This window comes from Cecembia lonarensis LW9 (assembly GCF_000298295.1).
Taxonomy (GTDB): domain Bacteria; phylum Bacteroidota; class Bacteroidia; order Cytophagales; family Cyclobacteriaceae; genus Cecembia; species Cecembia lonarensis.
The window spans coordinates 67468-80535 of sequence record NZ_AMGM01000010.1; the positions used below are offsets into that span (position 1 = coordinate 67468).

General features: G+C 39.8%; 13 protein-coding genes. 11 read left to right on the forward strand and 2 right to left on the reverse strand.

The window, feature by feature from the left end:
* Positions 1–13 precede the first annotated feature (13 nt).
* Positions 14–370, forward strand: a complete 357-nt coding sequence (locus B879_RS05170) for a MerR family transcriptional regulator (RefSeq protein ID WP_009184096.1) — start codon at positions 14–16, stop codon at positions 368–370.
* On the forward strand, positions 348–1469 hold the full coding sequence (gene dprA / locus B879_RS05175) for a DNA-processing protein DprA (RefSeq protein ID WP_009184097.1): 1122 nt from the start codon (positions 348–350) through the stop codon (positions 1467–1469). The genes B879_RS05170 and dprA overlap by 23 nt, the downstream gene beginning before the upstream one ends.
* A 157-nt stretch (positions 1470–1626) precedes the next feature.
* Here dprA and ffh read toward each other — a convergent pair whose 3' ends face one another.
* Positions 1627–2964, reverse strand: coding sequence for a signal recognition particle protein (ffh, locus tag B879_RS05180; RefSeq protein WP_009184098.1), 1338 nt, complete (start codon positions 2962–2964; stop codon positions 1627–1629).
* Between the two features lie 219 nt (positions 2965–3183).
* Here ffh and B879_RS05185 point away from each other — a divergent pair, with 219 nt between their 5' ends.
* The 8 genes from B879_RS05185 to B879_RS05220 all read left to right on the forward strand — a co-directional run bounded on the left by B879_RS05185 (position 3184) and on the right by B879_RS05220 (position 12020).
* Positions 3184–5613: a YfhO family protein gene (locus B879_RS05185; RefSeq protein WP_009184099.1), complete on the forward strand. Its 2430-nt coding sequence runs from the start codon at positions 3184–3186 to the stop codon at positions 5611–5613.
* Complete coding sequence (locus tag B879_RS05190; RefSeq protein WP_009184100.1) at positions 5610–6659, forward strand: glycosyltransferase family 4 protein; 1050 nt, start codon at positions 5610–5612, stop codon at positions 6657–6659. Before B879_RS05185 ends, B879_RS05190 begins: the two co-directional genes overlap by 4 nt.
* A gap of 13 nt (positions 6660–6672) precedes the next feature.
* Positions 6673–7533, forward strand: a complete 861-nt coding sequence (locus B879_RS05195) for an FkbM family methyltransferase (protein ID WP_009184101.1) — start codon at positions 6673–6675, stop codon at positions 7531–7533.
* Positions 7534–7575: 42 nt separating this feature from the next.
* Complete coding sequence (locus B879_RS05200) at positions 7576–9054, forward strand: oligosaccharide flippase family protein (protein WP_009184102.1); 1479 nt, start codon at positions 7576–7578, stop codon at positions 9052–9054.
* A gap of 519 nt (positions 9055–9573) precedes the next feature.
* On the forward strand, positions 9574–10497 hold the full coding sequence (locus tag B879_RS05205) for a universal stress protein (protein WP_009184103.1): 924 nt from the start codon (positions 9574–9576) through the stop codon (positions 10495–10497).
* A gap of 100 nt (positions 10498–10597) precedes the next feature.
* Positions 10598–11146, forward strand: a complete 549-nt coding sequence (locus B879_RS05210) for an RNA polymerase sigma factor (RefSeq protein WP_009184104.1) — start codon at positions 10598–10600, stop codon at positions 11144–11146.
* A gap of 35 nt (positions 11147–11181) precedes the next feature.
* Positions 11182–11556, forward strand: coding sequence for a hypothetical protein (locus B879_RS05215; protein ID WP_009184105.1), 375 nt, complete (start codon positions 11182–11184; stop codon positions 11554–11556).
* Between the two features lie 11 nt (positions 11557–11567).
* Positions 11568–12020 (forward strand): Spy/CpxP family protein refolding chaperone, encoded by a 453-nt coding sequence (locus B879_RS05220; RefSeq protein WP_009184106.1) that lies wholly within the window; start codon positions 11568–11570, stop codon positions 12018–12020.
* Positions 12021–12048: 28 nt separating this feature from the next.
* Here the strand turns inward: B879_RS05220 and mscL are convergent, their stop codons facing one another.
* Complete coding sequence (gene mscL / locus B879_RS05225) at positions 12049–12465, reverse strand: large-conductance mechanosensitive channel protein MscL (protein ID WP_009184107.1); 417 nt, start codon at positions 12463–12465, stop codon at positions 12049–12051.
* A gap of 227 nt (positions 12466–12692) precedes the next feature.
* Here mscL and B879_RS05230 point away from each other — a divergent pair, with 227 nt between their 5' ends.
* Positions 12693–13067 (forward strand): methylglyoxal synthase, encoded by a 375-nt coding sequence (locus tag B879_RS05230; protein WP_009184108.1) that lies wholly within the window; start codon positions 12693–12695, stop codon positions 13065–13067.
* The last annotated feature ends 1 nt before the right edge of the window (position 13068 follow it).

The window sequence follows — 13068 nt, forward strand, 5'->3', positions numbered from 1 at the left end:
AACTCTACCATTTGTGCCTTATAAAGAACGTGAAATAGAAAAAAAATACTACTCCATAGGTGAAGTAGCAACATTGTTCAAAGTTGCACCTTCTTTGATTCGCTATTGGGAAGGGGAATTTGATATCATACGACCTAAAAAAGACAAAAAAGGAAACAGAAGGTTCACCAAGGATGATATAGAAAAAATACGGTACATCTTTCAATTGGTCAAAGTAAAAGGATATACCCTACAAGGTGCGCAAGAGGTCATAAAAAAAGACCAGGAGAAAGTTTTTGACAAAGCCAGCACGGTGGACAGACTCCACCAAATCAGAAAATTTTTAATGGAAATAAGGGATAGTCTGCATGCCAAATCAGGAGAAAGATGAACAGCTGTATGAAATCGCCCTGAACCTACTCCCCAAAATAGGTCCATCAGTATATAGGAGTATAGTGGCTTATACAGGTTCTGCGAAGCAATTTTTCGAAATGCCTTTAGGAAAACTTTCCAAGGTTCCTCGAATCAACAAAAACCTTCTTGCCTTGAGAAATCATAAAGAGGACTTTTTAAAGGAAGCTGATAGCATAATGACACAGTGTATTAAAAAAAACATTGACATCATTACTTTTTCGAACACCAATTTTCCCCAGCGACTAAAAGGCCTAGATGATTGTCCTATGGTACTTTTTAAAAAAGGTAATAGTAATTTCAATACATCAAGAACCATAGGCATAGTCGGCACAAGGAATGTAACGGATTATGGAAGGAGTATCACCAAGAAAATCGTAGAGGACCTTGCCCCTTACCAGCCTACGGTTATCAGTGGCCTAGCCTATGGGGTTGACATTGAGGCACACCGCTGTGCATTACAGCTGGAATTACCAACTTTAGCCGTTCTAGGTTCATCAGTAGATCAAATTTACCCATCAGCCCATAAGGCTACATCCGAAGCTATGCTGGAATCAGGCGGTGTTTTAAGTGAATTTCCTCCCGGAACAGTCATGCACCCGACAAACTTCCCCAAGAGAAATAGAATTATTGCGGGGCTTTCGGATGCTTTGATTGTGGTAGAAGCAGCAAAAAAAGGCGGTGCCCTCATCACTGCAGAAATTGCCTACAGTTACAATAAAGAAGTTTTTGCGGTTCCTGGTAATCTTCAGGCAACCTATTCAGAAGGCTGTAATAACCTGATTAAAAGCATGAAAGCCTCTATTTTCACCGGACCAAAAGACTTAGAAGAATGTTTGGGTTGGTCAAAAGATTCACTTCATCAAAATGGTGCCAACATTTGGGATTTATCTAAATTCGAGGAGGAAGACCAGGAAATCATTACCCTGCTTCAAACAAAAAAAGAAGTGGAAATAGACATGTTAGCTTTGGCACTAAACACCTCTGTTTCCACTTTAGCTATCAGGCTATTAAACCTTGAATTTGAGGGTTTTATACAATCCTTACCAGGGAAGAGGTACAGGCTTAAAATGACTTAAACCTTTTAACTGTTAACGGTTAATGGTTAACTGTTAACACGTTAAGCGTTAACCGATCTCACATTTAACCCTTTAACCTTTTTCCTATTCCCTATTCTACATCTTGAACCCTCACTAAGCCTCTCTCTCAATCCCTAAGTCTCTAGTCCCCTACAACTCACCTTTTCCCCATACCGGGAAGCATGCCGCCTAAGGCCCGCTTTGCACCGCCCATTTTATTCATCTGCTTCATCATCTTGCGCATATCGGAGAATTGCTTCATCAAGTTATTTACCTCAGTGATGGACCTTCCACTACCATTGGCAATTCTTTTTCTTCTGCTGCCATCAATGATGTCCGGGTTTTCCCTTTCATTTGGTGTCATACTTCTGATAATGGCTTCTACCGGCTTGAATGAATCATCATCAAAATCCAAGCCTTTCATCGCCTTGCCCATACCAGGTATCATGCCCATTAAATCTTTGATGTTTCCCATCTTTTTGATCTGCTCCAACTGAGAAAGGAAATCGTCAAAATTAAACTGGTTTTTTCTGATCTTAGCATTCAGCCTTTTGGCTTCATCTTCATCAAAGGTCTGTTGGGCGCGCTCTACCAAGGATATCACATCACCCATACCCAAAATTCTTTGGGCCATCCTGTCAGGGTGGAAAACATCAATATTTTCCATTTTCTCCCCGGTAGAGATGAATTTAATAGGTTTATTGACTACGTGACGAATAGAAATGGCGGCACCACCACGGGTATCTCCATCCAACTTGGTCAAAACCACACCATCGAAATTCAGCCTTTCGTCAAAGGTCTTTGCAGTATTGACCGCATCCTGACCCGTCATGGAATCTACAACAAACAAGGTTTCGGAAGGATTGAGTGCTTTTTTCAAAGCTTCAATCTCCTGCATCATCTGTTCATCCACGGCAAGACGACCGGCCGTATCGACAATGACGATCTTTTTACCGTTTTTCTTGGCGTATTCTACAGCACGGCTGGCAATTTCCAGCGCATTTTTATTTTCCGGCTCTGCATAAACTTCTACCCCTATTTGCTCTCCCAAGACCTTTAACTGATCTATCGCAGCAGGCCTATAAATATCACAGGCTGCTAAAAGCACCTGTCTGCCCTGTTTTTTGAGCAAGCTGGCAAACTTCCCTGAAAAGGTAGTTTTACCGGAACCCTGTAGACCTGAAATCAACACTACTGCTGGATCTCCTTTAATATTGACATCTACTTTTGTTCCCCCCATCAATTTGGTCAATTCCTCTTGGGTGATTTTGATCAATAACTGACCTGGGGAAACGGCAATCAACACATCCCTACCCAAGGCTTCTTCCTTGATGGTATCTGTAACTTCCTTGGCTACTTTATAATTCACATCCGCATCAATCAAGGCCCTTCTGATCTCTTTGACCGTAGTCGCCACATTGATTTCGGTAATTTTACCCGTGCCCTTTAGGGTTTTAAAAGCTTTATCTAATTTTAAACTAAGATTATCAAACATGCCAGTATTCTATTTGTGGCAAAAATAGGAATTAATTTGGTTAAAGCTGAATAAGAAAAGGGAATAAGCATTGGCAAAAGCTAAGAAAGTCCATAGCGTTTGCTTCATTTACCTGAATATTGATAAGGAAAATTGATAGAATTGATCGCGATATCTCAGAGCTTTTCGCATTTATTCCTAATTTGCAGGCTGTCTAAGCATAGCCGTTAACAGAATACAATGCAGATCGATTTCAAAAAAGACATTCTCCCCCACCTTATCGGGATTTCCGTTTTTTACCTTGTAGTTTTACTTTATTTTTCCCCAATAGTTTTTGATGGAAAAATCATTTTCCAATATGACATCCTCCAATGGGAAGGTGCGGCAAAAGAAATCCTTGACCATAGGGCAGACACCGGTGAAGAGGCATTGTGGGCCTCCCGCATGTTTAGCGGAATGCCCGCTTACCTGGTAAGCTTTGAGGTGCCGGGTGATATTACCAACAGCCTGACTAAAATAATCACCCTGGGCCTACCGCACCCCATCAATTCCTTGTTTTTTGGCATGGTAGCCATGTACATATTGCTCTTAAGTTTTAAAGTAAGGTCGGAATTTGCTATTCCCGGTGCTATCGCTTTTGCATTCAACACCTTTCATTTGATCAGTTTGGATGCAGGACATAATGCTAAAATCTGGGCCATCTGTTTAATCCCTTTAATTCTAGCAGGAATTCACCTTAGCATGCAGAGAAAATACCTCTTAGGTCTAGCCCTTTTTGCTTTTGGCATGATGCTGCAACTTAAGTTTAACCACCTTCAGATTACTTACTATACGCTTTGGATTGTTTTGTTTTATGGAGTTGGTGAACTCTCCTATGCCATCAAACAAAAGGCGATTCCAGATTTTGGAAAAGCAGTCGGTATTCTGTCATTGGGTCTTTTGCTGGCTATAGGGGCCAACATGAGCAGGTTCATGACGGTTTTAGAATACAGCCCTTTCTCCACAAGAGGCCCTTCCAATATCACTTCTAGCACATCGGCCGGTTCTGGTCTGGACAAAGATTATGCATTCAATTGGTCCCAGGGAAAACTGGAAACTTTGACATTACTGGTCCCTTACCTTTACGGAGGTGGAAGTACGGAGCAATTGCCAGATGATTCAGCCACAGAACAGGCACTCAGAACCAACGGTGTAGACCCTGCCCAAACAAGGGAGTTTGTTAAGAACGCACGAACTTATTGGGGAGACCAACCAGGAACAGGAGGACCTATTTATGGCGGGGCCATTATGGTATTTTTGTTTGTTATCGGCCTACTCTATGCGCCTCGTAAAGAAAAATCAGTATTTCTGGGCATCACCCTTTTCTCTATTTTACTTGCTTGGGGCAAAAACCTTGAATGGTTCAATTACCTACTTTTTGATTACTTACCGGGTTACAATAAGTTCCGGGCAGTGACCATGGCTTTTTCCATGACCCTGTTTGCCATCCCCGTTATGGGCAGTATAGGACTGGAGCAGTTATTTAAATCAACAGCAATAAAAAAAATCAATACAAACCTGCTGATTGCCCTGGGCACTACAGCTGGTTTGGCTGCCTTCTTCTGGCTATTTGCAGGTATGTTCAGCTTCCGTGCAGCCATAGATACCAACTTCCCCAATTGGTTGGCAGACGCCTTAATGGAAGACCGCAAATCATTACTGCGCAGCAGTGCATTAAAAACTGTAATCTTTATTCTTTTAGCAGGGGGATTGATTTTTGCTGCCCTCAAAAAGAAAATTTCCACTCAATTTGCCGGGTTGGCGCTAGCGATCATCTTGGTCATTGACCTATGGGGTATCAACAGGCGGTATTTGGGAGAAGAAGCCATGCAATACAGCCCTTCCGAGCAGTTTTTTGCACCTAGCCCTGCGGACGAGAAAATCCTACGGGACAAGGATTATTATAGGGTATTGAATATCGACAATCCATTTAACGAGGCGAGGACCAGTTATTACCATCATAGTATCGGCGGGTATCATGGTGCCAAAATGAAAAGATACCAGGAATTAATTGAAAATGTATTGGGTATTGAAATCCAGGACTTTGTCCAAAAGGCCCAAGATGGCACATTTGATTGGCAAGGCTTAAAGGCTTTGAATATGCTTAACGCCAAATATATTCTAGCAGGAAGGGGAGAAAACGCTGTTTTCCTTAACCCTGAAGCCAATGGACATGGATGGTTTCCTCAAAACGTGCAAGGGGTCATCACCAATGACGATGAAATCATACAGGTGTCAAACATGGACACCAAGACAGTAGCCACGGTTAACGAACAGGAATATGGTGAGCAAGCTGCTGGTAGTGGGACTGTACAATTAATCCAAAGAGGCCCTAATGAATTGGTGTATAAAGTCCAGGCAGATATTGCCGGCCTCGTAGTATTTTCAGAAATCTATTATCCAAAAGGCTGGATAGCGACAATCAATGGAAATGAAAGCCCCATCATCCGGGCGAATTATTTACTGCGTGGGCTTCAGGTTCCTCAGGGAAGTCACGAAGTCATTTTTTCATTTGAGCCTAAGGTTTATTACAACACAAAAACACTGGTCGTTATCTTCCAATACCTGATAGCATTGTTGTTGGTGGGAAGTATTGCTTTCACTGTATATACCCTTAAAAAAGGCACATGACCAAGCCAAAAGTTTTATTGGTAACACCTGCTTTCCCGTCCTTTGTGCGTCAGGACATCATGATGCTACTTGAAAGATATGAGCTGATTGTTAATACTTACAATTGGACCCAAAAAACCAAAGCACCGCTTTATCTTTTAGCGCAGTTTTTTCACATCCTGGTTCATATCCAACAGGTAAGTTTTGTCCTGGTTCATTTTGGTGGATATTGGTCATTTTTTCCTGCTATTTTGGGGAAAGTTTTTGGCAAGCCAGTATACATTATTCTTCACGGGACAGATTGTGCCAGTATTCCGGCATTAAATTATGGTAGCTTAAGAATCCCCCTTCTCAAATGGTTCTGTAAAAAGTCCTATGAATGGGCAAGTATGCTTTTACCGGTAAGTCAGTCATTGGTGTTTACAGAAAACAACTTTTTACAGAAAGAGCGCAAGGTCACAAATGGCTTCATGGCGCATTTCCCAAATTTAAAAACCGCATATCAAGTAATTCCCAATGGTTTTGATGTTGAATTCTGGAAATTGGATAAGGGTACTAAAAAAAAGCCGGACAGTTTTTTGGCGGTGCTTTCAGCACCTCAATATATCCTTAAAGGAGGGGATTTGATTTTAGAGTTAGCCAAGAGGCTGGAATCCTGTACATTTTTTATTGCAGGAATGGATAAACCTTCTGGGCTGGATGTACCAAAAAACATTCAGTTTCTAGGTCAGCTTTCAGCTGAGCAGCTGAAGGCATATTATCAAAAAACCACATTTTATTTTCAACTCTCCGCATTTGAAGGATTTGGTTGCGCGCTATGTGAAGCCATGCTATGTGGATGTATTCCCATAGTCAGCCAAGTAAACAACCTACCTGAAATTGTAGGAAACAATGGTGTTCTTTTGACGCACAGGGACATTAATCTGCTGGAAAAATTGGTTATCAGCAGGATACAAAGCGGAGTAACCCAAGAGCATCAAAACGAGGTGAGTTCCACTATTATCAACAACTATTCAAAAGCAGTACGAAAAGCGCTACTTTTCAACACCCTACCCTACGCTCACTGAATATACAGCCACGATGGAAAAAATACTTGCATCATTTTCGAGAAACCTATACATCATCCCAGGTGGTTACTTCATCGTACAACTGCTTAGAAAATTGTATCCTGTTAAATCGGGAAGTTCTACCTTGCGTACTTTTACCTTTCAAGGACTGCGCATGGAAGTGGACATTTCCAAAAGCATGGGTGCTGCCATTTATTGGAGGGGCGCCCATGACTGGAGGCCCATTTTTATATTGAAAAAATTCCTGAGGAAGGGAGACACTTTTGTTGATATTGGAGCCAACCAAGGTGAATATACCCTTTGGGCATTAAGAAAAATCGGTCCGGAAGGAAAAGTGATTGCTTTTGAACCCATGGATCTACTATATGATCAATTGATTGAAAACATCAAACTTAATCCGGACTTTGAAGATACTGTCCTACCCATCAAAATGGGCTTATCCAATCAATCAGGAGAAATCAGATTATATGGACGTGAGGGGGATAATGAGGGGGTAAACACTATTTTTCCAACTGCATCTCATAAAGTCCTGATCCAAAAAATCCCTCTTGATACCCTTGATGCACAACTCCTTGCTTTGAAATGTCAATCCCTGGACTTTATCAAAATAGATGTAGAAGGTGCTGAATTACAAGTCCTACAAGGAGCAGAAAAAACCCTTAATCGCTTTCAACCCAAATTGCTTATTGAAATCAACAGAGAAGCTTGTCTTGCAGCAGGCTATGAAGCTCAAGATATTTTAAACTTTTTAAAACAACGCAATTATTCCTTATATGAAATTGGCTTAAGAGGGAAGTTGAGTACGATCTCTAATTTTCATGGTTCTTTTTGTAATGTACTGGCATTGCCAATTTCTAAAAAAGATGAAAATTAATTTAAAGGAAATTATTCCGTCTTATTCCTATTTTTGTTTTGTATGAAAATCATCGCCAAGCAAAGCATACTGACCACTTTTTCTTCCTATCTCGGTGTGCTGATCGGTTATTTTAATGTATTATGGCTTCTTCCTTACGTTCTTGATCCAGACCAATTGGGCCTTTTCAGGACAGTGCAGGACCTGGCGCTGATTCTTGTACCTTTTGCGCAGCTTGGCATAGGTAATGGAATCACACGGTTTTATCCAAGGATCAAAGAGAAGCAGTTTTCATTTTTCACCATGAGTCTGCTACTGAGTTTAGTCGGTGCGGTATTGGTTGCCCTTATTTTTATAGGCTTACGGGATTATCTGGTACTTGCCTTTGCTGCCAATTCTCCTGAGGTACTTGATTTTTTTGGTGTAGTACTTTTGATCATGCTGTTTTCTGTTTTGAATTCTATTTTAGATGCCTTTTGCCGGTCTTTTTTGGAAATTGCTGTACCCACCTTTTTCAGGGAAGTCCTGTTGAGAATACTGGCCTCATTGATCGTCTTGGCTTATTTCCAAGATTGGCTGAGTTTCAGCCAACTCATTTGGTCACTTTCAATGATTTACCTGCTCACTTTGGCAGGAATGATAGCTTATATGGTCAGGTTAGGGATTTTCAAATTAGAATTTAACTTCCAAGTTTTTCCTTATGGTTTCAGGAGAGAGTTTATGAAGTATAACCTGATTACCTTTTTGGGCACCACTGGCTCTTTGCTGATTATGAAAATTGACAGTCTGATGGTGGCTGCTATGATTGGTTTGGACGCCAATGCCGTGTACAGCATTGGTTTTGCCATTGCCATTGTGATAGAAATGCCAAGGAGAGCTGTTTCCCAAGTGGTTATGCCTCTTATTTCCGAGTATTTTGTGGCCAATCGTTTGGAAAAAATTGACCGGCTTTACAAGCAGGTAGCCGTTCATCAGCTGCTTATTTGTCTCCTGCTTTTTATCGGCATATGGGCTAATGTGGATAATCTCTATCACTTTGTACCCAACAAAGAAATTTATGAAGCCGGTAAATGGGTGGTATTTTGGATAGGTCTGGGCAAAATCATAGATATTTTATTTTCAATCAACGGAGAAATCATTGTTTATTCCCGATACTATGTTTTCAACATCACCGCCACGTTGTTGATGAGTGCCCTCGTTATTCTGATGAATTTACTATTGATTCCCAGCTATGGCATTGAGGGCGCAGCCATGGCATCGCTGATCGCCATGGCTAGCTATAACCTTATCAAATACACCTATGTAAAAATCAGATTGGGACTAGATCCTTTTTCATTAGATATTCTCAAAATTATTTTGTTGGGACTTTTTGTATACGTACTCCAATACTTCCTTTTATTTTGGTTATCCACCGGATTTTGGGATCTGCTCCTACGCTCCTTGCTTATCACATTTTTATATTTGTTGGGCCTTATCGCATTAAAAATCGCAAAGGACAGTCAAAAAGAATTGATTCAAAAAATAAAAGGACTCAGGCCTTAGAGTGTTACCAAACCTCTTTATAGACAAGATTTGAGCTGCCTGGATTCCGCAAACGTCCACTGTTATCCTGCATCCTGAGATACGAGGTCCCAAATCCTGAAAGAAAATGGGATGAGGCCTGCTTTTGGAAAGGGCTTCACTCGGTATTGTAATTTAATTGTGAAGTTGGAACATGTCAGCGACCTGAGCCTTTATGCAAATATACGGATTATATCCCTCTTCGTTAGGTTTTAAAAGTTCAATTTCCCCATCCAGCAAAAAAGGAGCTTTTTAAACTTGACAATCAAGGCAAAAACTTTCCACTTACATAAAAACAATGTGTTCCGCATCCTTTCTATGATCAAATTGAGTAAATTCCTATTCGGATAATGCTGAGCCATATGAAAATGGCTGGCAACACAAAATATTTGACTGTTACATCAAAATAATATTGGTATTTATCAAAATATTATTCTAAAAATAAAATTTATTCATAGATATTATCATTAATTTTGCAGCATCAAAAGGCACTATTGAAAAATGTATCAAATCAAGAAACTTATTGTTTGTTTGGACCAGACCTCACTGGATGAAACTTTGGTCAGATTTGCTTCTTTTATTGCAAATGCCAATCAAACCAAAAAAGTCTATTTCACCAACGTCATCAGAAACCTCAATATTCCCAAAGAGGTACTCAATGAATTCCCCAGCTTGATAGAGAATATGGTGGAAGAGCGAAAATCACAGATGAAGGCTGTGGTGGAGAAGAGTTTTGGGAAAAATGGGGATATAGAATTTTCTTACGTGGTCAAGGAAGGACAGTTATCCAAAAAGATACTCAAACTGGCCCACGAAAAATCAGCGGATATGATTATCGTAGGGAGAAAGGTCAACCTTCCAGGAACAGGTGTCATATCCCAGCGATTGGCAAGGAGAGCAAGTTGTTCTTTATTGATCATTCCGGAAGATGCCAGTCCAAAAATTGACCGCTTATTGGTTCCTTCAGATTTTTCGGATTACTCCAAGGATGCCATGGAGGAAGCCATTTTGATCGCTGAAAAATATGGTATAAATACAGAGATCGTCTGTCAAAATGTATTTACGGTTCCTTCAGGCTACCATTTTACAGGAAAAAGCTATGAAGAATTTACCGAAATCATGAAAATGCATGCCGAAATCAACTTCAAAAAATTTATACGGAAAATTGACACCAAGGATATTACCATTACCCCTGTTTATACCCAGGACGAGGATGATGATCCGGTAGAGGATATATTAGCAAAAGCCAAAGAAATCAATGCTGATGCTATTATTATTGGTGCTAAAGGCAGAACCGCTGCCACTGCACTTTTCATTGGAAGTATGGCCGAACGCTTGATACAACTCAATGACCAATTACCCCTTTTGGTTACCAGACCTAAAGGAAAAAACGCGGGAATCCTGGATTACATTTTAGAGATCTAAAGATAGAAGCGGGGAAACCCGCTTTTTTATTTTAAATTTACTCAGGCGCATTTTAGTTGTGCGTTAAGCCTCCGATTATTTTTTATGTAAAAGTATGAAGATGACAACTTTAACTGATAAAGAACTTCTTGATCTCATCAAAAACCCCGCGAGCAGAGAATTGGGATTCAGGCAGCTCATTGAAACTTATCAGAAAAAAGTATATTCGCTTATCAGAAAAATGGTTATCATCCACGAGGATGCAGATGACCTTACCCAGATTACTTTTATCAAGGCCTTTAAAAATATCAATAAATTTCAGGGAAACTCCAGCTTATTTACCTGGTTATACAGGATAGCGACAAATGAAAGCCTAAACTTTTTAGCCAAAAAGAAGAAAAGGTTTTTTGTTGATTTATCGGATCATGAAGAGTTGATGAAGCATCATGTAGATCATTCACCTTTGATTGATGGTGATGAAATAGAAAGAAAACTGCAAAAAGCACTACTTCACTTACCCGATAAGCAACGGCTGGTTTTTAATTTGAAATATTTTGAAGACCTTAACTATGAAGAAATCAGTAAAATCACGGATACATCGGTGGGGTCACTCAAAGCGTCCTATCACCATGCCGTTAAAAAAATAGAAAATGAATTACGTTCAGAATAAACCCTGAACCATAACAATTGTCTAATAAAAGAATTATGGATAATATCAGCAAAAAAAACATTTACAATACACCTGACGGATATTTTGATGGATTATCCGAACAGATACTGCAACGGCATGAACGGGAGAAAGTCAAGCAGATTTCTGTATTTAAAAAATATGCTGCAGCAGCGGTATTGGTTTTAGGCCTTGGTATTTATTTCCTGAATGATGTCGGTCAATCAACTGCAACAGAAACCAATAACATCAGTCAGGAAATTGACAGGTATATCAACGCAGATTACTGGCAAGTAGAAGATGTATTGATGTTGGCTGAAAACCCTAATGATATTTTGGATGAAATCATACTGGCTGAATGGAGTGAATACAATTGGGAAGAGGATGATTTTGAAAACAATATATGGTACTAAAACCGAAAGTAATGAAACAATTGATCCTTATAATCACCTTGTTTTCCTTATCGCTAACTGTATTTGGTCAAAGAGGGGAACAACAATACGATAAAGAAAAGCTTGAGGCTGCCAGGGTTGCCTTCATTACAAACAGGCTGGACCTTAAACCCAATCAGGCAGAAAAATTTTGGCCCCTATTCAATCAATATCAGGAAGAAAGGGGTAAAATGATGGAGGAGATGTCGGCCATAAACAGGGCTGCAAGCAACGAAACCGATGATGCAAAAGCCAAAGAGTTGATTAAAAAAAGGTTTAACATCCAAGAAAAAATGCTCCAAAAAGAGCGGCAGTTTATGGAAGAAATACAGCAAGCCATCAGTCCTTCCCAAGCTGTCAAACTGGGATCAGTAAACAGGGATTTTACAAGACAGGTTTACAGAATGCAACAAGGTAGGGAAAGACGAGGCGGTAGAAGTAACTAAAAAAAGCAGCCTTCGCTGCTTTTTTTGATTATTTATTTTTTAACAAGTCGCGAATTTCTTCTAATAGAACCTCTGATTTAGGTGGTGCCGGTGGCGGTGCTGGAGCCTCCTCTTTTTTCTTTTTAAGATTATTGATGCCTTTTATAGCCAAAAAGATCACAAATGCAATGATCACAAAATCCACTACATTTTGGATAAAATTGCCATAACTCAAGACCACTGCAGCCATCTCTTCTCCTCCTTCCACGACATAGGCTTCTCTAAGAGTGATAGTTAAATCTTTAAAGTCAACTCCACCCAATAGCACACCTATCGGCGGCATGACGATGTCATTGACAAAAGATGAGACAATCTTACCGAATGCCCCTCCAATGATGACTGCTACAGCGAGGTCTATCACATTCCCCCTCACTGCAAAATCTTTAAATTCTTTTATTAGGCTCATAAAACAAATAATTTGATGATAAATTAATTTTGTAATCGTTCAAATTACTGATTTTTTATATTTTATTTCATTTTTCGCCAAATTTTTAAACAATTATTTGTATATACTTCAAAACAACAATATTTTAAATTGATAGTCTTAAGTAATACATAGAGAATCATGGTGTCATTTGGCAAGGATATATTTAAAATTTCCTAACTTTCGAACTCAAACCTATTAATAGCATGATGAAAATAGCCTTAATTGCCCATGATGGAAAAAAGGCCGACATGGTCCACTTTTTAAGTGGTTTTAAAGATCAATTGAACCACGCTAATATTGAATTGGTCGCCACTGGTACCACTGGGTCGCATATCGAGCGTGCAGGTTTCAAAGTACAGAGACTTTTATCCGGACCACTTGGAGGAGACGCACAAATTGCTTCTATGGCAGCCCAAAAGGAATTGGAAATGGTAATTTTTTTCCGTGACCCTTTGGATAAACATCCTCATGAACCTGATGTGCAAATGCTCATGAGGATTTGTGATGTCCATAACATCCCTTTGGCAACGAATCCTGCTGCTGCTAGTTTGATGTTTCAACAATTGACTACTAGACTTTAAT